Origin of the sequence: Sulfitobacter profundi, assembly GCF_042661425.1 — a bacterium.
Taxonomy (GTDB): Bacteria; Pseudomonadota; Alphaproteobacteria; order Rhodobacterales; family Rhodobacteraceae; genus Sulfitobacter; species Sulfitobacter profundi.
This window is the reverse complement of sequence record NZ_JBHSWA010000001.1, coordinates 2,732,340-2,758,291: the sequence shown is the minus strand read 5'-3', so window position 1 is coordinate 2,758,291 and position 25,952 is coordinate 2,732,340. Positions and strand designations below refer to the sequence as shown.

Genomic DNA, 25,952 nt, shown 5'->3' with positions numbered 1-25,952 from the left:
GTCAGTTTGACGGCTTGTCGTTAGACAGATGCGCGGATTATCTGAGTTCAAACAGCTCAGGAGTCCCCCATGTCGAACCCACAAAACTGTATCTTGCTGGGCGTCCCGCTGGATAGCGGCAAGCGCCGTCGCGGCTGCCTGATGGGGCCGGATGCCTATCGCACTGCGGGGCTCGAACGTGCCCTGCGCGATCTTGGCCACAGCGTCACCGATCGCGGCAATGTCGCCCCCGCGCCCTTCCAAGCGAAAGAGCACGAGAAACTGCACGCGCTGGAAGAGACCATCGCATGGACAGAGAGCCTCGCCGCTGCCGCCGATGCGGCGATGGACGACGGCTTGCCGATCTTCATGGGCGGCGACCACGCGCTGGCGCTTGGCACCGTCTTGGGCGCAATGCGCCATGCCGAAAAGGCAGGCCGCCCGCTTTTCGTGCTCTGGCTTGACGCGCATACGGATTTCCACACGCCGCAGACCAGCGACAGCGGCAACCTGCACGGCACGCCCTTGGGCTATGTCACCGGGCGCGAGGGGTTCGACGGCTTTCCAAAGATCGACACGCCCCTGCCCCATGACAATATCGCCATGATCGGGCTGCGCTCTGTCGACGCCCTCGAACGCGCGGCTTTGCAGGAGACGACCGTGACTTACGTCGACATGCGCGAGATCGACGAGAGCGGTATCGCCAAACCCTTACAGCGCTTCCTTGATAAGGTCGAAGCGGCGGGCGGCATGCTCCATGTTTCGCTGGATGTGGATTTCCTCGACCCCTCCGTTGCCCCTGCCGTGGGCACCACCGTGCCGGGCGGCGCCACGGTGCGCGAAGGCCATCTGGTGATGGAGATGCTTTCCGACAGCGGCTTGATGACCTCGCTCGATCTGGTTGAGCTGAACCCCTTCCTCGATGAGCGGGGCCGCACCGCGCAACTGATGGTGGACCTCACCGCCTCGGCCTTTGGCCGCCGCGTGTTCGACCGCCCCACCCGTGCCTATTGATAGAAAGACCTGAATATGACCAATCTGAACCCCTCCGACAAGGCACTGGTGCCCTTCGTTTCTGTCGATCAGATGATGAAACTGATCCACCATATCGGCGTCGAGGACATGCTGCGCGGGCTGGCCGACTATATCGAAGCCGACTTCAAACGCTGGGAGCTTTTCGACAAGACCCCCGCGTGGCGAGCCATTCTGAGAAGGGCGTGATCGAACTGATGCCCACCTCGGACGGCGATGTTTACGGCTTCAAATACGTCAACGGTCACCCCGACAACACCAAGGACGGCTTTCAGACCGTGACCGCCTTTGGCCTGCTGGCCAATGTGGCCAACGGCTACCCGGTGTTGCTGACCGAGATGACGATCCTGACGGCCCTACGCACGGCGGCGACTTCTGCCGTGGTGGCCCGGTTGCTGGCGCCCAAGGGGAGCCATGTCATGGCGATGATCGGCAATGGCGCGCAGTCCGAGTTTCAGAGCCTTGCGATGAAGGCGATCTGCGGCGTGGATGAGGTGCGGCTCTACGATATCGACCGCGCGGCGACCGCCAAATGCGCACGCAATCTGGCGGGCCATGGCATCAAGGTAGTGGAATGCGACACCGCCGAAGAGGCGATTATGGGCGCGCAGATCATCACCACCTGCACCGCGGACAAGCAATATGCCACGATCCTGACCGACAATATGGTCGGCTCTGGCGTGCACATCAACGCGATCGGCGGCGACTGTCCGGGTAAGACGGAACTCGCGCCCGCGATCCTGCACCGTTCGGGCATCTTCGTGGAATTCCCCGAGCAGACCCGCATCGAGGGTGAGATCCAGCAGCTTGAGGCCGACCACCCGGTGACCGAGATCTGGCAGGTGCTGACCGGTCAGGCCGAGGGCCGTCGCGATGCGCAGCAGATCACGCTGTTCGACTCCGTGGGCTTCGCGATCGAGGATTTCTCGGCCCTGCGCTATGTCAGTGATCAAATCGCCGAGACGGGGCTGTTCCAACCGCTTGATCTGCTGGCCGACCCGGACGACCCGCGAGACCTTTTCGGGATGCTGCAACGGGCAGGCTGACCAATTGGGCCACCGGCTAAGCTCGGTGGCCTTTACGCTTTGGTAACGTCATGGGCGTAGAGCCAATCAAACGCGCCCAGCATCGCGCCGGGCGCGATTTTGGAGGCGACGCGCAGCCCGGTATGGGCCGCAAACCGGATCGGGCCAGGCCGCAGGTGATAGCGTGCCGCGTTGCCTTCCGAGGTTTTGACAATGCGCCGCGCGCGGTCGATGCGGGCGGCTTGATAAGCGCCAAGCGCGGCGGCGCGGGGCTGGCGGGTCAGGCAGTCGGCCAAGACCCAAGCATCCTCTAGCGCCATATTTGCGCCCTGCGCCAGAAAGGGCAGCGTTGGATGGGCCGCATCGCCCAACAGCGCCACGCCTTCTGCCTGCCAATTGGCGGCGACGGGATGGTAGTGCAGCCCCCAGAGGGTCACCTCCTGCACCGCGCCCAGCATCTGCGCCGCCTCTCCGCCGAAACCTGCGAAGGCTTGGCGTAGATTGGCGGGATCGTCATGGTGATGCCAGCCTTCGGCGGCCCAATCGGCGCGCTCTTCCACGGCGACGAGGTTGACCAATCGCCCCTCGCGCAGCGGATAGCTGACCAGATGCCGCCCCGGCCCCATGGTAACCCGCGCCTCTGGGCCGTGGCCTATGTCGTTGGGGATCAGCCCACGCCATGCCACCTGCCCCGAGAACCGCGCCTTATCCGCCCCGTTTAACTGCACCCGCCCGACCGAGTGGATGCCATCGGCGGCCACGACCAACTCCGCCCGCCGCCGTCCGCCACGGGCCATCTGCACCTGCGGCAAGGCACCGGGATGGATCGAGGCGACCTGCGCGTCGGTCTCGAAACTCACGTTGGCGCGCTGCGCGGCCTCCCGCAGCAGATCAATCAGGTCGGCACGGTGGAGGAAATAGTAACGCTGATCATTGGCCAAGCGGGTCAGATCAAGCCGGGCCACCTGCGCGCCTTTCGCGTAGTCGCAAAGGCGCACCGCCTGCCCCCGCACGGCACCGCGGGCCTTCAGCCCATGTTCCAACCCAAACGCGCGCAGCACGGCAAGGCCGTTGGGGCTGATCTGTAGCCCCGCGCCGATCTCGGAAAACCGCGCGGCCTGTTCAAGCAGGGTCACGGCCACGCCCTTGCGGGCCAGTGCCGTGGCCAAGGCCAGCCCGCCGATCCCGCCGCCCACGACAATTGCATTAGAAGGTTTCATTCACGCCCCAGATCGCAGGCCCCAGATCGTAGGCAAGCTGGTAGACCCCAGCTCACAAGCTCCGGATCGTGCTGGCCCCGCGCCCAAATCACAAACGCCGAAGCATGAGCCTCGGCGTGTGATGTTTCAGGTGATGTCAGTCGTCGCGGTGGACTTTCTCGCGCCGCTCGTGACGCTCTTGCGCCTCCAGCGTCATCGTGGCGATGGGCCGTGCGTCCAGCCGCTTGAGCGAGATCGGATCGCCGGTGACCATGCAGTAACCGAACTCTCCCTCGTCGATCCGCCGCAGCGCCGCGTCGATCTTGCCGACCAATTTGCGGGCCCGGTCACGGGTCCGCAGTTCCAGCGCGCGGTCGGTCTCTTCCGAGGCGCGGTCGGTCACATCCGGAATGTTCCGGGTGCCGTCTTGCAGTGCTTCGATGGTGTCACGGCTGCCTGCCAACAGTTCCGATTTCCAGTGGATCAGCTTGCGACGAAAGTACTCAAGCTGACGGTCATTCATGAATGGTTCGTCCTCGGCCGGACGATAATCGTCCGGCAGGAAAACTTCCTGCTTCATTTGTTTTTCCCCGGCGGTTTTCAACTCAGACATTAAAAAGGCCTGTCTCCCGACATCTTCCCTGCCGCAGCGTCTATCTGAGCGGGTTACAATTGTCACTACACAATCCCTTTGATTTTTGGTTAAAGGCCAAGGATCAAGCGCCCGTCACACGAGGTTGAAAACAAGATGAAATTTCAAGGCACCAAAGACTACGTCGCCACCGATGACCTGAAAATTGCCGTCAATGCAGCGGTTACCTTGGAGCGGCCGCTTCTTGTAAAAGGCGAACCGGGCACCGGCAAAACCGAATTGGCGCGGCAGGTCAGCGATGCCTTGGGTTTGCGCATGATCGAATGGAACATCAAATCGACCACACGCGCGCAACAGGGGCTTTACGAATACGACGCCGTGAACCGCCTGCGCGACAGCCAATTGGGCGATGAGCGCGTGCATGACGTCAAGAACTACATCCGCAAGGGCAAGCTTTGGCAGGCGTTTGATGCCGATGAAAAAGTCGTGCTGCTGATCGACGAGATCGACAAAGCCGATATCGAATTCCCCAACGACCTGTTGCAGGAACTCGATAAGATGGAGTTCTTTGTCTATGAGACGGGCGAGACGATCCGGGCGCGCCAACGCCCCATCGTCATCATCACCTCCAACAATGAAAAAGAACTGCCCGACGCTTTCCTGCGCCGCTGTTTCTTTCACTACATCCGTTTCCCTGAAATGGAGACGCTCAAGCAAATCGTCGAAGTGCACCATCCGGGCATCAAACAGCAGTTGCTGACCACCGCGCTGACGCAGTTCTACGAGATCCGCGAACAGCAGGGGCTAAAGAAAAACCCTCGACCTCCGAGGTGCTGGACTGGCTGAAACTGCTGCTGGCCGAGGATATGGACGCCGAGGATCTGGCCAAGGATGGCCCCAACGCCCTGCCCAAACTGCATGGCGCGCTGCTGAAAAACGAGCAGGATGTGCATCTGTTTGAGCGGCTGGCCTTTATGGCGCGCCGCCAGCGGTAGAGCGGCAACACCCATGCGACTTTACGTCAAAAGCGGGTATTTTCCTCGCTTTTGAATTTTCGCCTGCCTAGGCTGAGGTCAATCACGGGCACCAAGACCCGGGTTTAAACGACCGATGGGGCAGGCAAATGCAAGGACAGACAGCGGCAGCGCCATGCGCAGTTTGCGATAGATCACAGCGGAATAGGCCGCGCAAAGGCCCAAGCGCATGAGGCGCGGGGTGAAGGCGCGGCTGATCCTGCCGCTGATGATGTTGCTGAACGCCTGCGTGCCGGCCTCCCATTCCGAGGTGGCAACCCGCGCGGTGATCGCCGACAGCACTCTGCCCCCGATGAAGCAGTTCGCCCAAGCCCGCCCCACGGCGCCGCATGTGTCAAATGCTGCCTTGGCCGAGGATTTCCTGGATCTGTCCTTCCGCATGGAAAGTGGCCGTGCCCTGCCCGTATTGACCCGTTTTGAGGGGCCGATCACCCTGCGCGTTCTGGGTCAGCCGCCCGCGACCTTGGGGCCGGACCTTGCACGGCTGCTCGCCCGTTTGCGCAGCGAAGCCGGGATTGAACTGCGCGAGGTCACGGGCGGAGAGGCAAGCATCACCATTCAAGCGGTGAACCGCAGCCAGATCCGGCGGCTCTTGCCGCAAGCGGCCTGTTTCGTGGTGCCAAATGTCAGCACACTTGAGGAATACCGCCGCACGAGGCGTTCCGCCGCGACCGATTGGACCCGCCTGACCGAGCGGCGCAAGCTGGCAATTTTTCTACCCAACGACGTAAGCCCGCAAGAAAGCCGCGACTGCCTGCATGAGGAACTGGCCCAAGCGCTTGGGCCGCTGAACGATCTCTACCGCCTGCCGGACTCGGTTTTTAACGACGACAATGTGCATACGGTGCTGACCGGTTTCGACATGCTGGTGCTGCGCATCTACAATGACCCGGCGCTGCGCTCTGGCATGACCCGCGACGAGGTCGCCGCGCGCCTGCCGGGCATTTTGGCGCGGCTAAACCCCGGCGGCGGCACTGTTGCCCCCGCCCCGCGCGCGCCACGCCGCAGGTCTGGAGCCGGGCCATCCAGACGGCCCTTGGCCGCGACGTGGGCCGCAACGCCCGGATGTCTGCGGCCCAAGACGCGCTGCGCGTCGCCCAAGCGCAGGGTTGGCAGGACAACCGCCATGCATTTTCGCACTACGCCATGGGCCGCGTCACGCAGATGACCGATCCTGCCGCCGCGCAGACGCATTACCAGATGGCAGACACCCTCTATGCCCGCACCCCCGGCACCACGCTGCACCGCGCCTATGTCGCCACGCAGCGGGCGGGCTATGCGGTGACCATTGGCGATGGCGCAGGCGCGCTCGCCCTGATTGAGCCGCATCTGCCCATTGCCGAAGCCAGCGAAAACGCCGCCCTTCTGGCCACGCTCATGCTGCTCAAGGCCGAAGCGCTAGAGATCGAAGGCCGCGGCATTGAGGCGCGCCGCGTCAGGCTGGACAGCATCGGCTGGGCGCGATACGGCTTTGGCCCTGACTGGGCCGTGCGGGCCAAGCTGCGCGAGATCGCGTCCCTGAACCCGCGCAATGGATAGGTCCGCAAAATAGACGGGCAATAGGTTATGATAGCACTCGGATTGGCATTGATCGGCGCGGTAATCGGCGGGCTGACGGCCCGCAAACGTGGCGGCAACCGCAAAGACATCGCGCAATATGCAACGGGCTACGGCTTTGCCTTCCTGATCGTCGGCATGATCGCCACGGTTCTTTTGGACCGCGCGCTGAGCCTCTGATGTTTCTGCCGTTCTTCGATCAGCTCCGCCGCCACGGTGTTCCGGTCTCGCTGCGCGAGTTTCTGGCTTTTCTGGAGGGCATGAAGGCGGGGCTGGCCACCTATGACGTTGAGGCGTTTTACTACCTCGCCCGCGTGTCGATGGTGAAGGACGAGCGCAACATCGACAAGTTCGACCGCGCCTTTGCAGCGGCCTTTAAGGGGCTCGAGAATATCAGCCTTGATGACGTGCTCGAGGCCGTGGACCTGCCCGAAGACTGGCTGCGCAAGATGGCCGAAAAGCATCTGAGCGAAGAAGAAAAGGCCGAGATCGAAGCCGCGGGCGGTTTCGACAAGCTGATGGAGACGCTGAAAAAGCGGCTAGAAGAGCAGAAAGGCCGGCATCAGGGCGGATCGAAATGGGTCGGCACGGCGGGCACCTCGCCTTTTGGCGCATACGGCTACAACCCCGAAGGTGTGCGGATCGGCCAAAAGGAAAGCCGCCACCAACGCGCGGTCAAGGTTTGGGACAAGCGCGAGTTCCGCAACCTCGATGACAACGTCGAGATCGGCACCCGCAACATCAAACTGGCGCTAAAGCGTCTGCGTCGCTGGGCACGCGACGGGGCGGCGGAAGAGTTCGACCTGAACGGCACCATCCGCGCCACGGCAGAGCATGGCTATCTGGATGTGAAAACCCGGCCAGAGCGGCGCAATGCCGTGAAAGTGCTTCTGTTTCTCGACATCGGCGGCTCCATGGATCCGCATGTGAAGGTCGTCGAAGAGTTGTTCAGCGCCGCGCGGGGCGAGTTCAAACATCTTGAGCATTTCTACTTCCACAACTGCCTTTACGAAGGCGTCTGGCGCGACAACCGCCGCCGTTGGGACGCGCAAATCCCCACCCATGAGGTGCTGCGCAGCTATGGGTCTGACTACAAGTGCATCTTCGTGGGCGACGCCTCCATGTCGCCCTATGAAATCGCCTATCCGGGTGGCGCGAATGAACATTGGAACGCGGAGGCCGGCGCCACATGGCTCGCCCGTGCGCGGGATCAATGGCCCAACCATCTGTGGATCAACCCGGTGCCGGAACGTCAGTGGGGCTACACCCAGTCGATCGCGATGATCCAAGAGATTTTCGGCCCCGAGGCCATGGTGCCGATGACCCTCGAAGGGCTGAGCCGGGGCATCAAGACCATGACGCGATCTTGAACGCTCGGCCTTGAAACCTTTCCGCCCTGCGCCAGTTGAGGGGACGAACGCAAGCTCAGTGAAAGGATATTCCAATGGCTTCGATCGTGAAAACCGGCAGCGCAAAATGGGAAGGCTCGCTCAAAGAGGGCAAGGGCCATGTCTCAACCCAAAGCGGTGTGCTGTCTGACCAGCCTTATGGCTTCAACACCCGTTTCGAAGGCAAGGAAGGCACCAACCCAGAAGAGCTGATCGGTGCTGCCCACGCGTCTTGTTTCTCCATGGCGCTGTCGATGATCCTTGGGCAAAGCGACCTGACGCCCGACAGCATCGAGACCAAGGCAGAAGTGCATCTGGAAGAGAAAGACGGCGGCTTCCACGTGCCCAAAGTGCATCTGACGGTCGAGGCCAGCATCCCCGGCGCGAGCCAAGAGGACTTCGACAAAGCCGCGATGACCGCCAAAGAGAACTGCCCGATCTCCAAGCTGCTGACCGCCGAGATCACGATGGACGCAAAACTCGTCTGATCGCATGACATGGAACCGGGGGCGCGGCCTTGTGCCGCTTGCCCCCGGCCCTCGGCGCGCCCATATTGCGGGCATGATCCGCTTTCTCCCCATCCTGCTGGCCATCCTTTACGCGCTGGCCATGTATCGTTTTTCCGCTTGGCGCACGGCGCGCGAGTTGGACGCGAAATCGACCCCCTTGGTGGACCCCAAACTCAACGACATGAGCGCAAAGATGGCCAAGGCGTTGGACCTGCCGCGCATCAAGGTGCATCTTTATGAGATCGAACCGGTCAACGGGCTGGCAGCACCCGATGGGCGCATTTTCATCACCCGCGGGTTTTACAACAAGTTTCGCCAAGGTGCTGTAACGGCTGAGGAATTGGCGAGCGTCATCGCGCATGAGTTGGGCCATGTGGCGCTTGGCCATTCGCGGCGGCGGATGATTGATTTCTCGGGCCAAAACGCCCTGCGCACGGCGCTGGCGATGGTGCTTGGGCGGATCATTCCCGGGATCGGTGTGCTGATCGCAAACGGGCTGACCAGCCTGCTGGCTGCCCGCCTCTCACGCGGGGATGAGTATGAGGCAGACGCCTATGCAGCCGCCCTGCTGACCAAAGCGGGCATCGGCATCGGCCCACAGATTTCCCTGTTCGAGAAGTTGGACGCGCTGAGCCAAAACGGCGCTGGACGCCCGCCCGCGTGGCTGCTGAGCCACCCCAAGACCGAGGAACGTGTCGCCAAGCTGCGCAAGCTGCAACTGCGGTGGGAGGGCTAGGCCAGAGCCTTTGCCAGCCGCGGCAGCCGTGCCTTTTTCAGCAGAGCGCGCATCTCCCATTGCTCGCCCGACAGCCGCCGCGCCTCTTGCAAGACGGCGTCGGCCACGGGGGCGACCAATTCCGGTGTCGCTTGCCAAATCCCATGCAGGTAGCTGTCAGGATCGGCCCGGCTCAACCCCTCTTCGGCAAGGATTTGGCGCGGGAAATCCTTGGCGTTCAGCGTCAGAATCATGTCGGCGCTGCTGGCCACGGCGACGGCCAGAACGTGAATGTCATTCGCATCCGGCAACCAAAGCCGCGCCTGTAGGCTGGGGGAGGCCGCGCGTTCGGCCCCCGGCCAGTTGCCGCGCAGCAGTGCGATCTCGGCCCGCGCTTGTGCTTCGCCCGTGGGCCCAAGCTTGATCGCCGCGCGGGCCCATTCTTCTAAGATACGCGCCGACCAGACCGGCTCGAACGCGCCCCTTGCTGCCACACCCAACACCATTTCGCGCATCACCGTGGGGTAGAGCACGCAGGTGTCGATCAGCACGCGGGGGCGCGTTTCCATCACAGGCGGAAGAACAGCGACTTGAGGTAGCCGCTTTCCGCAAGCTGCGGCAGTTGCGGGTGGTCCGCCCCGGCAAAGCCGGTGTGCAGCAGCATGGCACGGCGTCCGGCCCGACCGATGCCGCGCACGGAAGCAGTGCGGAATTGGTTCAGATCAGCGGCGTGGGAACAGGAACAAAGACCCAGAATACCATTCTCTGCCACCAATTGCGCCGAAAGACGCGCAACACGCTCATAGGCGCGCAGCCCCGCCTCAACCGCTTGGCGCGAGGGAGCAAAGGCAGGCGGGTCGCAGATCACCACGTCAAAGGTCTCGCCCTCATCGCGCAGGGCGGTGAGCACGTCGAAGGCATCGCCTTGGCGGGTGGCGAAACGGTCTTGCATGTTCATCGCGGCGGCTCCGGCCTCGGCCAGTTCCAGGGCGGGGGCGGAGCCGTCGACGGCCAGTGCTGATGACGCGCCATTCGCCAGAGCGGCGAGGGAGAAGCCGCCGACATGGGCAAAGACATCGAGCACCCGTGCCCCATTGCGCGCGAGATTGGCGGCAAAGGCATGGTTGGGGCGTTGGTCGTAGAACAGACCGGTTTTCTGCCCGCCGGTAAGGTCGGCCATATAGGTCGCGCCATTCATCGGCACGGGCAGCGGGCCTTCGGGGGTCTCCCCACCAACGTGGACGAAGCATCGTCGAGCCCTTCAAGCTTGCGCGTCCGGCCAGAGGCGTTTTTCAACACGTTGGTCACGCCGGTCACCGATTGCAAAGCGGCCACCAGCGGTGTCAGCAGCGCATCGGCCCAAGCGGCGTTGGGCTGGATCACGCAGGTATCGCCAAAACGGTCGATGATGACGCCCGGCAGGCCATCGGCCTCGGCGTGGATCAGGCGGTAATAGGGTTGATCGTAAAGCTGGCTGCGCAGGGCAAGGGCGCGACTAACGCGCGCCTCGAACCACGCCTGATCCACCTGCGCCTCTGCGTCTTGGTCGATCATCCGGGCGATGATTTTGGAGGTCGGATTGACCGCGACCAGCCCCATGGGCTTGCGGTCAGCATCTTCCAGCAGCGCCAGCGTGCCGGGGCAAGCCCCCGCGTACGGCGGTCGGTGACCAGTTCATTGGCATAGACCCAAGGAAAGCCGTGGCGGATGGCGCGGGCATTGGCCTTGGGCAAAAGGCGCACCACGGGAAGCGTGGCAGGCTGCGGGGCGGAGGGGTTTGGGGCGTTGTCATAGCGCCCCTCGTACTGCGTTCGCGCGGCTGGGGAAAGAGGTTTCGCAGGCCCAGATCGGCGGTCAGTTGCGCGCCCTCCCCGCCAACCGCCCCTGCGGCGCGGGGTGGTGAGCGTCGTCTGCCCCTCGCGCAGCACTTGGGTCATCGGGTGACCCGCGGCGGCCGCACCGTAGCGTTCCAGCAAACGGGTGATGGCGGCGGCGTTGTCCTGCCCCTCGGGCAAGCTCAAAGCCCAGTCGAGAAAGATGCTGCGGCATTCGGCGGGGCCGATCCCCTCCATCCGGTAGGATTCGCGGATCAAACCCTTTGGGTCATCTGGATCGCTCATGCCCCCTCCTGTCCCGGCTCGGGCAGCGCCGCGTCGATGATCTGAGCCGCGGTGCCGTAATCGCCCTGCATCTTGGCCTCCAATGCCGCAAGATCGCCACAAGCTAACACACGACAGAGAAAGCTCGCTCCCGCCTGCCCCATTGTCCGCGCATCAATAGGATTGGCCGACAGCAGACGCGCGGCGCAATTCAGGGTCCATGCGTTGGTATAGGCCGAGGAAAGCGCGGCTTCCGCCTGCCCATCAATCACGTTTTCGCCGCGCGCGGCGGCAAGGCCCGCGTCGATCTCACGCGCCCCGGTGCCGCCGATAAGCGCGCCTGCCTGCGCGAACAGTTCGATATCCTGCAAGCGGCCCGCGCCCGTCTTGGCGTCGAGCAGCCCTGCAGGGCTGCGGGCGGCGGCGATGCGCTGGCGCATCTTCGCGACCTCGCCCAGAACCTTGTCGCGCGGGGCGGCGCGGCTGAGGATTTCAGCCCGAAGCGCTTCGACATCGCGGCCCAGATCCTCTGCCCCCGCGATCACCCGTGCGCGGGTAAGGGCCAGATGCTCCCAGACCCAAGCCTGCTCTTTCTGGTAGCTCTCAAAGCTGGCGAGGCTGGTGGCCACCGGCCCCTGATTGCCCGAGGGCCGCAGGCGCATGTCGATGTCGTAAAGCTTGCCTTGGGCCATCGGCGCGGTCATCGCGGTGATCATCGCTTGGGTCAGCCGGGCATAATAACTGCGCGTGGCGAGGGGTTTGGGGCCGTCGGAACTGTCCACCCCATCGGCATCATAAATCACCAGCATATCGAGGTCGGAGGTCGGCGTTAGCCGCCCAGCCCCAAGCGAGCCCATGCCAAGGATCACCGCCCCGCGCCCCGGCGGCGGGCCATGCCGGGTGGCGAATTGATCGACGACCACGGGCCAGAGCGCCTGCAAGACCGCTTGGGCCAACTCGGCATATTGGCGCCCGGCGGTGGCCGCGTCGATCAGCCCGCGCAGCAGATGCACGCCGATCCGAAAATGCCATTCGCGCGCCCAACGGCGGGTGCCATCAAGGCGCAACTCGTAATCGGCCTCTGCCGCGAGATGCTGTTGCAACATCTCGGTCAGCTTGGTCTGCCCCGGCCAGTCCGAAAAGAAATCCCCCCGATCACCGCATCGAAGACGCCAGAGTTGCGCGACAGATGCGCGGCCAGCGCAGGCGATGTGGCGACGATATCCACCAAAAGATCGCCCAGTTGCGGATTGGCCCGCAGGAGCGAGAAAAGCTGCACCCCGGCGGGCAGGCCAGCGAGGAAACCGTCAAAGGCCAAAAGCCCTTCGTCCGGTTTGGCAGATTGCGCCAAACGGTCCAGCAGCAGCGGCTGTAGCCGCCCGAAAATATCCGCCCCCGTTCCGAGCGCAGCGCGGGATAGCTGGGCCAACGGTCAAGCACCGAGGTGTCGAATTGATGCGCCGGGCGGGCGGCTTCTGGCTCCTCCCGCGTGGCGGCGAAAAAGCTTTCGATCAGGTCGTGCACGGCTTGAAGTCGGTTGTGAAGATCGGCCTGCAAGTCATTGACATCCATATCCATCATGGCGGCCAGACGTTCAAAATCGGCATCATTGCGGGGCAGCGTGTGGGTCTGCGCGTCCTGCACCATTTGCAAGCGGTGCTCTACCGTGCGGTGTGCGCGGTAGTGATCGCCGAGCGTTTCGGCGACCTCTTTGGGCACCCAGTTCTTCTCGGCCAGCACCTGCAACCCTGCCAGCGTCCCACGGGGCCGCAACTCCGCATCGCGCCCCCGGCGATGAGCTGTCGGGTCTGGGTGAAAAACTCGATCTCACGGATGCCGCCCCGGCCCAATTTCATATCATGCCCCGGCAGAGTGATCGGCCCGCCCAAGCCCTTGTGCTCGCGAATGGCAAGCCGCATGTCGTGCGCATCTTGGATGGCGGCGAAATCCAGATGGCGGCGCCAGACGAAGGGGCGCAATGATTGCAAGAACGCTTCCCCTGCGGCGATATCACCGACCGCCGGACGGGCCTTGATATAGGCCGCGCGCTCCCATGTGCGGCCTAGGCTTTCGTAGTAGCGCTCGGCTGCCTCCATCGCGATGCAAACGGGGGTGACCGCCGGGTCAGGACGCAGGCGCAGATCGGTGCGAAAGACGTAGCCCTGCGCGGTAATGTCGTTCAACGTGCCCGACATCGCCCGCGTCGCCTTGACGAAGGCGCTGCGGGCGGCGTGGAAATCATCAGGCGCGAAGCGGCTTTCGTCAAAGACGCAAATGAGGTCGATGTCTGAGGAATAATTCAGTTCCCGCGCGCCCATTTTACCCATGGCAAAGACAACCATGCCCGCGCAGTCGGCCAGATCGTCCATCGTCATCCCCGGCAGTTTGCCGCGTTTGATCTGTGCCGCCAGCCCCGCCCGCAGGGCCGCCCCGCAAGCGGCATCGGCGTAATCGGTCAGCGCGCCGGTCACCTCTTCCAGCGACCATGCCCCGCCCAGATCGGCCAGCGCGGTCAGAAGCGCCATGCGCCGTTTGCCCTGCCGTAGCCCATCGGCCAGCCGGTCGGGCGCAAATTCTGCCGCCGCGGCGCAATTGGCGGCCAGAGCGGCCTCGGGGTTTTCCACGGCCTCGCCAAGCCAAGCCGCTTCCTTTTCCAACAGTGCCATTAGATAGGGCGCGGTAGAGGCGGCAGCCGAGATCATCTCGCGCAGGTCCGGCGCAAGATCGGGCAAGAGCGCCGCCGCATCCTGCGCGCGTTCGCGGTGATAGATGCGGGGAGAGCGGGTGATCCGGGCGGCAAGCGATGGGTCTGTCATGGGGCCAGCTTTGCGGGCTGATCCAAGCGGCGTCAATGGGGGTTGCGGCACGGCGCGGCCTTGGTAGGACTTTGGCCTGTGCCCCGCCACCGGGGCCGGGCAGTAAAGGGAAGAAGATGAGCAAGAGTTTGAAACGGGTGCGCGCCACGCTGGAGGCCGCCGGGGTGACGACCGAAATTCGCGAGACGGCACTGGCGCGCACCGCAGTCGATGCGGCCACCGCACTTGGCTGCGAGGTTGACCAGATCGCCAAGTGCATCGTCCTGCGCGGCGAAAACAGCGGGGCGGCACTTTTGTTCATCACCGCAGGCGCGCAACAAGTTGACCTGACACGTGCAGCCGCGCTGGCTGGGGAACCCTTGGGCAAGGCCGATGCCGCGCTGATCCGGGCGCAGACCGGCTTTGCCATTGGCGGTGTCGCCCCGTTGGGCCATATCACGCCGCCCCGTGCGTGGTTTGACCGAAACCTATTAGAATTCCCGCTGGTCTGGGCCGCCGCGGGCACGCCGCATCACGTATTCTGCCTTAAGCCACAGAAAATGGCGCAGCTTTCCGGCGCACAAGTTGCTAAATTTACTGATTCTTCCCGAGTAATGTAAAAAACATTCACATAGCCCCTTGCGAAACAGGTTCGGCGTTCCGATCTATTCAATGTGAAAGACATTCACATCAACCGAAACGCCCGGGCCGGCGACAGGCCCATGAGGACCGAAAGGCTCAACAATGACAACAGTGACCACCGACCCGACCTATGGCCGCAGCAGCAACTGGCTTGCCCGGACTGAAGCGTGGATGGACGCCCGTGGCAAAAGCGCTTGGATCGCCGCCATGGTGCTTGGCTTTATCTTCTTCTGGCCCCTCGGCCTTGCCCTTCTGGCTTATATGATCTGGAGCAAACGCATGTTCTCTTCGAAATCCTGCACCCGCAAATCCAGCCGCGTAACGATGTCACGCAGCACCGGCAACCGCGCCTTCGACGCCTATAAGGCCGACACGCTGCGCCGTCTGGAAGAGGAGCAAGGCAACTTCGAAGCCTTCCTTGAGCGTCTGCGCGAGGCCAAAGACAAGGCCGAGTTCGACCAGTTCATGGACGACCGTGCCAAACGTGACGACACGGCTACAAGCGCCTAAATCAACCCTGACCCCCGCCTCTCGGCCCCGCGCCGGGAGGCCTTTTGCAGGACAAAACATGACCCAGACACCCGACCCCGATCTGCACCCGCAATTCTATGACGGCATCGCTGGCAAACGGCTGCTGGCTTGGATCGTCGATGTAACCCTTGTGATCGTCTTTTGCCTGCTGATCCTGCCCTTCACGGCCTTTACCGGGCTGTTCTTTTTCCCCTTTCTCACGCTGGTGGTGGGCTTTGCCTACCGGGTGGCCACGCTGACCAGCGGGTCGGCCACATGGGGGATGCGCCTAATGGCGATGGAGCTGCGCGACCACCGCGACCGGCCCTTTGATTTCATGACCGCGCTTTTGCATACCATCGGCTATTCGCTGTCGATGACGGTCACGATCATTCAGGTCGTCTCGGCCGTTCTTATCTGCACCACGGCCCGCCGTCAAAGCCTCACGGATATGGCGCTTGGCACGGTGCCGGTGAATCGCCGCCTCAGCCGCTAGGGTATCACGCAAATTTGCCCTTGGCGCAGCGGGGGGGTTGATAGCATCCCCCGATAAATGCTGGAAACCCATGCGACATACACTGCCTTTGACACCGCAATTCTATGTCACAGCGCCGCAGCCCTGCCCCTATCTGGAGGGCCGGATGGAGCGCAAGCTGTTCACCGCCCTTCAGGGCGACAATGCCGCACGCCTGAATGACAGCCTATCAAGCCAAGGGTTCCGCCGCTCTCAGAACGTCCTTTACCGCCCGTCTTGCGCCGATTGCGCCGCCTGCCTGTCGGCGCGGATCGACGTGGCGGCCTTTCGCCCCAGCAAAAGCCAGCGTCGCATTCTGAACCGCAACGCGGGGCTTGAGCGGCGAGCCACCTCTCCTTGGGCCACGGAAGAGCAATATGACCTCTTCCGCAGCTACCTCGACAGCCGCCATGCGGATGGCGGCATGGCGGATATGGATGTCTTTGAATTCGCCGCAATGATCGAGGAAACCCCGATCCGCAGTCGGGTCATCGAATATACCGACCCCGAGGCCGATAACGCGCTGGTCGGCGTCTGCCTGACGGACGTCTTGGGCGACGGGGTGAGCATGGTCTATTCCTTCTACACCCCCGACCGGCCCCGCAACGGGTTGGGGAATTACATCATCCTCGACCACATCGAAATCGCCCGCGCAGCGGGTTTGCCCTATGTCTACCTTGGCTACTGGGTGCCGGGCAGTCAAAAGATGGGGTACAAGGCCAAGTTCTCGGGACTTGAGGTTTATATGGGCGGGCAGTGGCAAAAGATGCGCGACCCTGAGGGTTTCGTGCCTGACCAGCATCCGCTCAGCAATGATCCCATTGCCGAGCAGGTGGCCAATATCACCCTGCCGGATGTCAGCCCGCGCTAAGGCGCTGAGCCAGCCTACAGATTTTGCGCGCAACCGGAGCGGACCATTGGGCTGCCCCATTGAATCACGTGTATAAACACACCCCGTAATTCAATAAAATTCGCCTGAGGGCAAATTTCTTTGCGAAAAGAACCCAAAATGGCGCCTCGGCGAAATAAAAGAGCAATTAATCCCCACCCAAGCACAAGATTTTCGGCATTTCGCTGTTGACGCCCCCCTTTCCCCCTCATAATCTCACGCCACGCAAAGAGGACCCCTGAGATGATCGACCTAGTCATTATTGTAGGACACACGCGCATGGGCCGGTAACGGTTAACCATAATCCTTCCCATGCGCCCCCGTCAGACCGGGGGTTTTTTTATGCCAAACGCCAATAACCTGCCTTACGGAGCACCCAAGATGAAACGCCAGATGACCGGAGCGAAAATGATCGTCCAAGCCCTGATTGACCAGGGTGTGGACACCGTCTTTGGATATCCCGGTGGCGCGGTGCTACCGATTTACGACGAGGTCTTTCAGCAGAACTCGATCAAACACGTTCTGGTGCGCCACGAGCAGGGCGCGGTGCATGCCGCCGAAGGCTATGCCCGCTCGACCGGCAAACCCGGCGTGGTGCTGGTGACTTCCGGCCCCGGTGCCACCAACGCGGTCACCGGCCTGACGGATGCGCTGCTGGATTCCATTCCGCTGGTGGTGCTGACCGGTCAGGTGCCGACCTTTATGATCGGCTCTGATGCGTTTCAGGAGGCCGACACCGTGGGCATCACCCGCCCCTGCACCAAGCACAACTGGCTGGTGAAAGAGACCGACACCCTTGGTGCCACGCTGCACGAAGCCTTCCATGTCGCCACCCACGGCCGCCCCGGCCCGGTACTGATCGACATTCCCAAAGACGTGCAATTTGCCACGGGCCATTACGAGTCCCCCAAACCCTCCACCTCGCGCTATCAACCGCAGGTCAAGGGCGATATGGCCGAGATCACCGAACTGGTGGCGGCGATGGAGACGGCCAAGCGCCCGATCTTCTACACCGGCGGCGGCGTCATCAACTCCGGCCCGGCGGCCAGCCAGCTGCTGCGCGAATTGGTCGATGCCACGGGTTTCCCGATCACATCGACGTTGATGGGTCTCGGCGCATACCCTGCGTCCGGTGACAAATGGCTGGGCATGTTGGGGATGCACGGGCTGTATGAAGCCAATATGGCGATGCATGACTGCGATCTGATGATCAACATCGGCGCGCGGTTCGACGACCGGATCACCGGCGTCATCGACAGTTTCAGCCCCAAATCCACCAAGGCGCATATCGACATCGACCCGTCGTCGATCAACAAGGTGATCCGCATCGACATTCCAATTGTCGGTGACGTGGGCCATGTGCTCGAAGACTTGCTGAAGGTTTGGAAATCCCGCGGCCGCAAGACCAACAGTGAGGGGCTCGCCAAATGGTGGTCCAAGATTGAGGAATGGCGCGCAAAGGATTGTCTGAAGTTCACCCAATCCGGCAAGGTCATCAAACCCCAGCACGCGCTGTCGCGGCTCGAAGCGCTGACCAAGGGTCATGACCGTTATATCACCACCGAAGTGGGCCAGCACCAGATGTGGGCCGCGCAATACCTCGGTTTTGAAGAGCCGAACCGCTGGATGACGAGCGGTGGCCTCGGGACCATGGGCTATGGTTTCCCGGCCTCCATCGGGGTGCAGATGGCGCATCCCGACGCCCTCGTGATCAATGTGGCGGGCGAAGCCTCGTGGTTGATGAACATGCAAGAGATGGGCACAGCGATGCAATTCGGCCTGCCGGTCAAACAGTTCATCCTCAACAACGAACGCCTTGGCATGGTCCGCCAGTGGCAGGAACTGCTGCACGGCGAGCGTTATTCGCAAAGCTGGTCCGAAGCCCTGCCCGATTTCGTCAAACTGGCCGAAGCCTTTGGCGCCAAGGGGATCATCTGCCACGACCCCGACGATCTGGATGACGCGATCATGGAGATGATCAACTACGACGGGCCTGTGATCTTTGACTGTCTGGTTGAGAAGCACGAAAACTGCTTCCCGATGATCCCAAGCGGCAAGGCGCATAACGAAATGCTGCTGCCGGGGGATCATGAGACCCAAGGTGTGATCGACGCAAAAGGCTCAGTGCTGGTGTGACCCGTTTTCTTTCAAAGAAAACGACCGGGAATTTTTAAAAAATTCCCGCGGCTAGATAAAAGGACAAAGACATGGCTGCCCTAAAAATCAAGAAAGGTGCGACCTCGCATTCCGCCTATAACCTACGGCCCAATTTCTCGGATGTGGTCGAAAAACACACGCTTGCAGTGCTGGTCGAGAACGAACCCGGCGCGCTGGCGCGGGTGATTGGCCTGTTCTCGGGACGTGGCTATAACATCGACAGCCTGACCGTGGCCGAGGTGGACCACACCGGGCATCTGTCGCGCATCACCATCGTCACCAGCGGCACGCCACAGGTGATCGAGCAGATCAAGGCGCAGGTGGGTCGGATCGTGCCGGTGCACGAGGTGCATGACCTCACCGTCGAAGGCCCAAGCGTTGAGCGTGAATTGGCGATCTTCAAGGTTGTCGGCAAGGGCGACCACCGGGTCGAAGCGCTGCGGCTTGCGGATATCTTCCGCGCCAATGTGGTCGACAGCACGCTGGAAAGCTTTGTTTTCGAGATCACCGGCGCGCCGGATAAAATTGACGCTTTCGCCGAATTGATGCGCCCGCTGGGGCTGGCCGATGTTGCCCGCACGGGCGTTGCCGCCCTCGCCCGCGGGGTCTGATCGGGTTGGGAGTCAGGCTTTGAGCTGGGCCGCGCCGCATCGGCGCGGTTCCGGCTTGGTCGTAAAGGGTATGATCTGAGCGCCCCCGCGCGGTTTTGCCGCCTGCGGCTCTTGCACCGCGGGCCCATCATGGCGCAGGGCGTCGGGCAGATATGACGCCGCGTCCTCCAGAACCACCCTTGGGTTATCCGCGATGCGTAGTTTGCGATGCACTGTGATGCCGAACTGTACCATGTCGCCCGGGTCGAACCCCGAACCGTGCCCCATACAGATCGCAGGCTCTTCGTAATAGGCAAGATCGCCCTGATCTTCGCACCAAAACACTGCTTTGCCAGCGGTATTATCGCTCCACAGAACTACACCAATCATAGTACCCCCGCTTCTGATAATTGACCTTCATTCTGCGACAATCGAAAAAGGTGTAACATAGGTTAAAATGCAACGCCCGCTTGCATTTTGTGTCGGTTCCAGTAGGGTCAACCTCAAATTAGCGTCACCTGTGACGCGCCTTCGCGTCAGTCGGTTAATCCTCTGGCCAAAACAGCCCGTATCCTATGGCTGCGTCGCAAATCAGAACGAGGCTGCATGTCCGCTTCCAACCGCTCCCCTCTGAACTTCGCAGCATGTTTGGTGCTAATCTGCGCCAGTTGGCGGCGGATTATACGTCGATCTCCGATCTTGCCCGGCAACTTGGGATCAACCGTACGCAGTTCAACCGCTACCTTTCGGGCGAAAGCTTCCCTCGGCCTGACGTGCTGGCCCGGATCTGCCGCTTCTTCGAAATCGATGCGCGGGTGTTGCTGGAGCCAGTCACCGAGATTTCGCTCAACCAAGATCCGATCAACAACAGTTTCCTGCGGGATTTCCTTGGGACCGGGGTTCAGAACGTGCCCGAGGCGGATTTTCCCAGCGGCTTTTACCGCTTCGCACGGCGGTCGTTTCTGGATCAAGACAGGTTTGTGACCGGGGTCGTCTACATCAAGCGCGACGGCAGCAGCACCTTCCTGCGGGGCTACGAGAGCGCGCATTCACTACGCCAGCAAGGGCTGCCCACCAGCCCCACTGCGCGCGAATATCGCGGCATCGTCTCGCAGCAAGAGAATGGCGTTTCCATCGTCGTATCGCGGCGTCGCACGCTGACCGGGTCGTTCAACTACCTCAACCGTGTCGCCTCGTTCGAGAATAACTTTTGGGTGGGATATGTCACCCGTACCGCGCCCGAAAGTGCCGCAGGCGCGCGGGTGACGCGGCTGACCTACGAATACATTGGCAAAGATCCCAAAACGGTGCTGCCCGCGGCGCGGCAGGCGGGATTTATCGACATCGACGCCCTGATGCCCTATCACCGCCGCCTGCTTCAGCCCGACGCGCCGTTCAATTGAGGCCTGCTACAGCCGGGGGCTGCGCCTGCGGATAGCCTGTCGCCCGATGCCAGCCCTGCGCCAGTTGCAACAAGCGCGCGTCGCTGCCGCGTTTGCCGATCAGTTGCAGCCCCAAAGGCAGGCCGCGATTATCAAAACCTGCAGGAATATTCACCACCGGCAGACCGATCAGGCATGCGGGCACCACCACCTGCATCCAGCGGTGATAGCTGTCCATCGGCTGGCCATTGATTTCGGTCGGGTGCACCATCCCAACATCGAACGGCCAGACCTGCGCGGAGGGCAGCACCAGAACGTCGACCTCTTCGAACAGAGCATGTGCGGCGCGGAACCAATCGGAGCGGATGCCGCTGGCGCGCTGGATATCAGAGGCAGAGAACCCCTGCCCGCGCGCGACCTCCCATTGCGCAGCGGGTTTCAACCCGTCCCGCCGCGCCGGATCGTCGTAGATCGCCCCCAATGAGGCCGCCACGGCAAAGGACCGCAACGTGATCCAGCTTTCCCACATCGCATCTGCATCAAAAGGCGCGGCGATTGGTATGACCTCATGCCCCAGCCCGGCCAAACGGTTCAATGCGGCTTCGCTCAGGTCAATGATCCCCGGCTCGCAGGGGAAGGCACCGCCCCAATCGCCCAGCCACCCCACACGCTGCGCGGGCAGGGCCGCATCGATATCCGGGGCCGTATCCGGGCCGGAGCGGGTCAGGGGTTGGCGCGGGTCGGCGCCGCTCATCACATCAAGAAGGGCGGCGAGGTCACGGGGGCTGCGCGCCATCGGCCCCAAGGTCGAAAGCTGGTGCAGAAACAGATCGCCGCCATCATCCGACGGCACCCTGCCCCATGTCGGCCGCATCCCGTAGACGTTGTTCCAGCCCGCCGGATTGCGCAGGGATCCCATCATGTCGGACCCATCGGCAACGGCAACCATCCGCGCCGCCAGTGCCGCCGCCGCCCCGCCCGAGGAACCGCCAGCCGAGCGGCCTAGGTCATAAGGGTTGCACGTCGCGCCATGAACCGGATTGAACGTATGACTGCCGAGGCCAAACTCCGGCGTGTTGGTTTTGCCGATGACGATCGCCCCTGCCGCGCGAAGCCGCGCAACAGCGGGATGATCCCGCTCGGCCGGCTGGGCACCGAAAAGCGGTGACCCTTGAGACGTTGGCAGCCCCTCTGCGTCAGCCAAATCCTTGATCGCCATGGGGATACCGTGCAGCCAACCCTTGCGCGGGCTGGCGTCGGACGCCTCTGCCTCGGCCAGCAATGTGTCACGGTCGCGGAGGGAGATGACGGCATTCACCTTGCCGTTCACCGCCTCGATCCGCGCAAGTGTCGCCTGCATCAGTTCAACCGCAGAAATCCTGCGCGCGGCCAGCGCCTCGGACAGGTCCGAAGCGTCCCAATCTAGCAAATCCATCATGTCCCCCTATTGCTACATATTATTCCATGAAGGGGGACGGCACCGGCTTAGTCGCCCTGCGCCTCGGCCCGGCTTTTGCCCGAGACCGCCAGCGCCAGCGTTGCCCCCATCAGCCCATCCAGATCACCGTCGAGCACACCCTTGGTGTCCGATGTCTCGTAATTGGTGCGAAGGTCTTTCACCATTTGATAAGGCTGCAAGACATAGGACCGGATCTGGTTGCCCCAGCCCGCGTCGCCCGCGTTCTCATGCGCCTCGTTCACGAGGGCTGAACGCTTGTCCAACTCCATCTGATAAAGCCGCGATTTCAGCGCTTTCATGGCGATGTCGCGGTTCTGGTGCTGCGACTTTTCCGAAGAGGTCACGACGATGCCCGTGGGATGGTGGGTGATCCGCACCGCCGAGTCGGTGGTGTTGACGTGCTGGCCGCCTGCGCCGGACGACCGGTAGGTGTCGATGCGGATGTCCGAAGGGTTCACTTCGATCTCGATGTTGTCGTCGACCACGGGGTAGACTTTTACGGACGTGAAAGAGGTGTGCCGCTTGGCCGCCGAGTCGAAGGGCGAGATGCGCACCAGACGGTGCACGCCGCTTTCGGACTTCAGCCAGCCGTAGGCGTTGTGCCCTTCAATCTTATAGGTCGCGGATTTGATGCCCGCCTCGTCGCCCGCGCTTTCGGCCTGAAGATCGACCTTATAGCCTTTCTTCTCGGCCCAACGGACATACATCCGCGCCAGCATGCTGGCCCAGTCGCAGCTTTCCGTACCGCCCGCGCCTGCGTTGATCTCTAGGAAGGTGTCGTTGCTGTCGGCCTCACCGTTCAGCAGCGCTTCGAGTTCCTTTTGGGCGGCCTTTTCCGCCAGCGCCTTCAGCGCGGCCTCGGCGTCGGAGATGACCTCCTCGTCCTCTTCCATCTCGCCCAACTCGATCAGTTCGACGTTGTCGGCCAGTTCCTGTTTGATGCCCTCATAGGTGTCGATGGCATCCACCAGCGACTGGCGCTCACGCATCAGCTTTTGCGCGGCATCAGGGTTGTCCCAAAGGTTCGGATCTTCGACGCGGGCGTTGAATTCTTCCAGCCGGTAGGGCGCGGTCTCCACATCCAGTCGCTGGGCCAGCAATTCCAGCGATTTGCTGATCTGGTCCGCGGTATTCTGTGCCTCTGCGCGCATGTGTGCCTGCCTTTGATAAGTAATGCGGCCCCGAAAACCGGAGCCGCACGAGAGATAGACCAGCCCGCCAGCGGCGGCAAGTGGGGAGGCAAAGCGCGCCTTCGCCCCGCCGACCTGATTAGTAGAGACCGCCCGAGCTCAGCGTGCCAAAGCTTGCCTTGGGGCCGACGGTGGCCTTTTTGCCCGTCGATGTGGTGACCTGACGCGAAGACGATGCAGCCGAGCCGCCCAGTTCCTCGACCAATGGCAGGTCCGCCCCCATGGCAAAGCCGCCATCGAAGGAGATGCCAAACAGCGGCTCTTCGCCATCGCGGAAACATTCCGACACCACATTTCCACCCGAGGCGTTATCGCTCAGCCGCGCGCCGCTGAAACGGTCGATCTTGATAAAGCGGCACTGTTCGGGGACCGCAAAGTCACCGCCGCCGTATTTCTTGATCGCTTCGGACATGAAGCGCTGGAAGACCGGCGCGCAAAGCCGCCCGCCGCCCGCGCCCCGACCCATCGGGCGCGGCGTGTCGAAACCGATGTAGCAGCCTGCCACCACGTTGGACGAAAAGCCGACGAACCATGCGTCTTTCTCATCGTTGGTGGTGCCGGTCTTGCCCGCGATCGGCACCGGCAGGTTGACCGCATTGCGGGCCGTGCCGCGTTCGACCACGCCGCGCATCATCGATGTCAGCTGATAAGCCGTCACCGGGTCCATCACCCGCTCGCGGTTGGAAATGATCCGCGGCGCTGCGCCGGGCGCGAGGTTGATCTGCTCACAGTCGTAGCACTTGCGTTCGTCATGTTTGTAGACGGTGCGGCCATAGCGGTCTTGCACCCGGTCAACCAACGTGGGCTGCACCCGTTCGCCGCCGTTGGCGAACATCGCATAGGCCGATACCATTTGATACAGCGTGGTTTCCTGACTGCCGAGTGCATTCGACAGCAGCGGCGCCAGATCGTCATAAACGCCGAAACGCTCGGCATAGCTGCCGACCACATCCATTCCGACTTCTTGCGCCAGACGGATGGTCATCAGGTTGCGCGACTGTTCGATCCCGGTGCGCAGGGGCGCGGGGCCATAGAATTTATGCGAGGCGTTCTGGGGCCGCCAGACACCCTGCGGTGTGTTGATCTCAATCGGGGCGTCGACCACGATGGTCGCCGGGCTATAGCCACTGTCGAGCGCGGAGGCATAGACGAAGGGCTTAAAGCTCGACCCCGGCTGCCGTTTGGCTTGGGTCGCGCGGTTGAACACGCTCGCCTGATAAGAGAACCCGCCCTGCATCGCAATCACCCGGCCCGTGTGCACGTCCATGGCGACGAAACCGCCCTGCACTTCGGGCACCTGCCGCAGCGTCCAGCGGATGAAGGAACCGTCGCTATCGGAGGTCATGCGGCGCACCAACACCACTTCGCCAACCTCAAGCAGATCGCCCGCCACCTGAGCCTTGGAGGCCAGTTTGCCGTCGTCCAAGCGCTTGCGCGCCCATTGCACATCATCGGCAGGAATCCAGTGACCATCTTGATCTTCATCGACCCCTTCGATGCCGATCCGCGCATCGCTATTGCCGACCTCCAGCACCACGGCAGGATACCACTGGTTCTCCAGATCGATGTCGCGCGGCACCCGCAGGTCCGCGAGGGCGGCGCGCCATTTCTCTTCGCTGGTCAACTGATCGGCGGGGATTTCGAACCGTGTGCCGCGCCAGATGCCCTGCCCGCGGTCATATTGCTCCAACTGACGGCGCAGCGCATTGGCGGCGATAGGCTGCATTTCGTTGTCGATGGTCGCGCGCACGGTCAAACCGCCGGTAAAGAACTCACCCTCGCCGAAGTTCTCGCTGAGCTGACGGCGAATTTCATCGGTGAAGTAATCGCGCGGCGGCAGCTCGGCCTTGAAGCTTTCAAAATCACCGTTCTGGACCGAGCGCAGCGGCAGCGCCACTTCCGTCTCATAAGCCGCTTCCGAAATATAGCCGTTCTCCTTCATCTCGCGCAGCACGAAGTTCCGACGGGCCAACAAGCGGTCCTTGCGGCGCACCGGGTGGTAATCCGACGGCGCCTTGGGCAGCGACGCGAGGAAGGCGGCCTCATGCGGGGCCAACTCGCTCAACGTTTTGTTGAAATAGGTCTGGCTGGCCGCGGCCACGCCATAGGAGTTCTGCCCGAGGAAAATCTCATTCAGGTAAAGCTCAAGGATCTTCTCTTTGCTCAGCGTCTCTTCGATGCGGGTGGCTAGGATGATCTCTTTGATCTTGCGCTCGGCCCGGCGGTCACCCGACAGCAGGAAGTTCTTCATCACCTGTTGGGTGATGGTCGAGGCACCGCGCACATCGCGGCCACGGGATTTGACCGCATCCACCGCCGCCGCACCGATGCCGCGCAGGTCATAGCCTTCGTGGGTGTAAAAGTTCTTGTCTTCCGCCGAGATGAACGCCTGTTTCACCAGATCCGGGATGGTGTTGGCGGGCGCAAAAAGACGGCGCTCCTTGGCGAATTCATCGATCAAACGGCCTTGGCCCGAGTAAATCCGGCTGATCGTCGGCGGCGTATATTGCGCCAGCGACTCATGGCTGGGCAAATCCCGGCCATACATCCAGAACACTGCCCCGATGGTCAAAGCCACCATGCCGACGCTCAGGGTCAGGGTGGTAAAAATCCCCCGAAAAAGGACAGAACAAATCGAAACACGCGCGCGGACCACCATTGGCTAGGGACAGTTCCGAGCCTATACAGGATGCAC

General features: G+C 62.4%; 19 protein-coding genes and 6 pseudogenes. 15 read left to right on the top strand and 10 right to left on the bottom strand.

All coding sequences use genetic code 11. The features are described 5' to 3' along the window. Positions 1-69: 69 nt before the first annotated feature. Both rocF and ACFQAU_RS14350 read left to right on the top strand, forming a co-directional pair. Positions 70-993 (top strand): arginase, encoded by a 924-nt coding sequence (rocF, locus tag ACFQAU_RS14355; protein WP_132444560.1) that lies wholly within the window; start codon positions 70-72, stop codon positions 991-993. Positions 994-1,008: 15 nt separating this feature from the next. Next, positions 1,009-2,057 (top strand): annotated as a pseudogene (locus ACFQAU_RS14350) (ornithine cyclodeaminase). A gap of 32 nt (positions 2,058-2,089) precedes the next feature. Here the strand turns inward: ACFQAU_RS14350 and ACFQAU_RS14345 are convergent. Both ACFQAU_RS14345 and dksA read right to left on the bottom strand, forming a co-directional pair. Beyond that, the gene (locus ACFQAU_RS14345; protein ID WP_132444558.1) at positions 2,090-3,256 is read right to left on the bottom strand and encodes an FAD-dependent monooxygenase; all 1,167 of its coding nucleotides are present in this window, start codon (positions 3,254-3,256) and stop codon (positions 2,090-2,092) included. 136 nt (positions 3,257-3,392) lie between these two features. Further along, entirely contained in the window at positions 3,393-3,815 is a 423-nt protein-coding gene (gene dksA, locus ACFQAU_RS14340) for an RNA polymerase-binding protein DksA (protein WP_067941887.1), read from the bottom strand. Positions 3,816-3,983: 168 nt separating this feature from the next. Between dksA and ACFQAU_RS14335 the strand changes: the two are divergent. From ACFQAU_RS14335 to ACFQAU_RS14310, 6 genes and pseudogenes are all read left to right on the top strand, one after another. Continuing rightward, positions 3,984-4,822: pseudogene (locus ACFQAU_RS14335) on the top strand (AAA family ATPase). A 208-nt stretch (positions 4,823-5,030) separates the two neighbouring features. Beyond that, positions 5,031-6,400 (top strand): annotated as a pseudogene (locus ACFQAU_RS14330) (DUF2927 domain-containing protein). A 27-nt stretch (positions 6,401-6,427) separates the two neighbouring features. Continuing rightward, on the top strand, positions 6,428-6,598 hold the full coding sequence (locus ACFQAU_RS14325; RefSeq protein WP_067630337.1) for an apolipoprotein acyltransferase: 171 nt from the start codon (positions 6,428-6,430) through the stop codon (positions 6,596-6,598). After that, a complete protein-coding gene (locus ACFQAU_RS14320; protein ID WP_132444556.1) occupies positions 6,598-7,788 on the top strand; it encodes a vWA domain-containing protein in 1,191 nt (396 codons plus the stop codon). The genes ACFQAU_RS14325 and ACFQAU_RS14320 overlap by 1 nt, the downstream gene beginning before the upstream one ends. Positions 7,789-7,862: 74 nt before the next feature. After that, a complete protein-coding gene (locus ACFQAU_RS14315) occupies positions 7,863-8,294 on the top strand; it encodes an OsmC family protein (protein ID WP_132444555.1) in 432 nt (143 codons plus the stop codon). A 73-nt stretch (positions 8,295-8,367) separates the two neighbouring features. Beyond that, positions 8,368-9,051: a M48 family metalloprotease gene (locus tag ACFQAU_RS14310; protein WP_132444577.1), complete on the top strand. Its 684-nt coding sequence runs from the start codon at positions 8,368-8,370 to the stop codon at positions 9,049-9,051. Here the strand turns inward: ACFQAU_RS14310 and ACFQAU_RS14305 are convergent. The 4 genes and pseudogenes from ACFQAU_RS14305 to ACFQAU_RS14290 all read right to left on the bottom strand — a co-directional run bounded on the left by ACFQAU_RS14305 (position 9,048) and on the right by ACFQAU_RS14290 (position 13,945). Beyond that, positions 9,048-9,599: an RSP_2648 family PIN domain-containing protein gene (locus tag ACFQAU_RS14305; protein WP_120351272.1), complete on the bottom strand. Its 552-nt coding sequence runs from the start codon at positions 9,597-9,599 to the stop codon at positions 9,048-9,050. The two genes, ACFQAU_RS14310 and ACFQAU_RS14305, sit on opposite strands and share 4 nt — an antisense overlap. After that, positions 9,599-10,775, bottom strand: a pseudogene (locus ACFQAU_RS14300) (RSP_2647 family RNA methyltransferase). Before ACFQAU_RS14300 ends, ACFQAU_RS14305 begins: the two are co-directional and overlap by 1 nt. A gap of 126 nt (positions 10,776-10,901) precedes the next feature. Then, positions 10,902-11,150 (bottom strand): annotated as a pseudogene (locus ACFQAU_RS14295) (hypothetical protein); the annotation flags it as partial. Beyond that, positions 11,147-13,945: pseudogene (locus ACFQAU_RS14290) on the bottom strand ([protein-PII] uridylyltransferase family protein). The pseudogenes ACFQAU_RS14290 and ACFQAU_RS14295, both read right to left, overlap by 4 nt. Positions 13,946-14,061: 116 nt before the next feature. Here ACFQAU_RS14290 and ACFQAU_RS14285 point away from each other — a divergent pair. From ACFQAU_RS14285 to ilvN, 6 genes are all read left to right on the top strand, one after another. Continuing rightward, positions 14,062-14,544, top strand: coding sequence for a YbaK/EbsC family protein (locus tag ACFQAU_RS14285; protein WP_132444551.1), 483 nt, complete (start codon positions 14,062-14,064; stop codon positions 14,542-14,544). Positions 14,545-14,668: 124 nt separating this feature from the next. Next, a complete protein-coding gene (locus ACFQAU_RS14280) occupies positions 14,669-15,076 on the top strand; it encodes a DUF2852 domain-containing protein (protein WP_132444550.1) in 408 nt (135 codons plus the stop codon). A 58-nt stretch (positions 15,077-15,134) separates the two neighbouring features. Beyond that, positions 15,135-15,572 carry an RDD family protein gene (locus ACFQAU_RS14275; RefSeq protein ID WP_132444549.1) on the top strand — a complete coding sequence of 146 codons (438 nt, stop codon included), beginning with the start codon at positions 15,135-15,137 and terminating at the stop codon, positions 15,570-15,572. Between the two features lie 70 nt (positions 15,573-15,642). Then, entirely contained in the window at positions 15,643-16,461 is an 819-nt protein-coding gene (locus tag ACFQAU_RS14270) for an arginyltransferase (RefSeq protein WP_067626217.1), read from the top strand. Between the two features lie 399 nt (positions 16,462-16,860). After that, on the top strand, positions 16,861-18,615 hold the full coding sequence (locus tag ACFQAU_RS14265) for an acetolactate synthase 3 large subunit (protein ID WP_120352223.1): 1,755 nt from the start codon (positions 16,861-16,863) through the stop codon (positions 18,613-18,615). Positions 18,616-18,686: 71 nt separating this feature from the next. Then, complete coding sequence (ilvN, locus tag ACFQAU_RS14260) at positions 18,687-19,247, top strand: acetolactate synthase small subunit (protein WP_067626213.1); 561 nt, start codon at positions 18,687-18,689, stop codon at positions 19,245-19,247. 12 nt (positions 19,248-19,259) lie between these two features. On the opposite strand, the gene ACFQAU_RS14255 is transcribed toward ilvN, so the two are convergent. After that, a complete protein-coding gene (locus ACFQAU_RS14255; protein WP_132444548.1) occupies positions 19,260-19,616 on the bottom strand; it encodes a hypothetical protein in 357 nt (118 codons plus the stop codon). Positions 19,617-19,870: 254 nt separating this feature from the next. On the opposite strand from ACFQAU_RS14255, the gene ACFQAU_RS14250 reads away from it, so the two are divergent. Continuing rightward, positions 19,871-20,629 (top strand): helix-turn-helix domain-containing protein, encoded by a 759-nt coding sequence (locus ACFQAU_RS14250; protein WP_132444575.1) that lies wholly within the window; start codon positions 19,871-19,873, stop codon positions 20,627-20,629. Here the strand turns inward: ACFQAU_RS14250 and ACFQAU_RS14245 are convergent. From ACFQAU_RS14245 to ACFQAU_RS14235, 3 genes are all read right to left on the bottom strand, one after another. Next, a complete protein-coding gene (locus tag ACFQAU_RS14245; RefSeq protein WP_386283939.1) occupies positions 20,622-22,043 on the bottom strand; it encodes an amidase in 1,422 nt (473 codons plus the stop codon). The two genes, ACFQAU_RS14250 and ACFQAU_RS14245, sit on opposite strands and share 8 nt — an antisense overlap. Positions 22,044-22,093: 50 nt before the next feature. After that, on the bottom strand, positions 22,094-23,218 hold the full coding sequence (gene prfB, locus ACFQAU_RS14240) for a peptide chain release factor 2 (RefSeq protein WP_120351278.1): 1,125 nt from the start codon (positions 23,216-23,218) through the stop codon (positions 22,094-22,096). A 118-nt stretch (positions 23,219-23,336) separates the two neighbouring features. Continuing rightward, on the bottom strand, positions 23,337-25,838 hold the full coding sequence (locus tag ACFQAU_RS14235) for a penicillin-binding protein 1A (RefSeq protein WP_386283024.1): 2,502 nt from the start codon (positions 25,836-25,838) through the stop codon (positions 23,337-23,339). Positions 25,839-25,952: the final 114 nt, after the last annotated feature.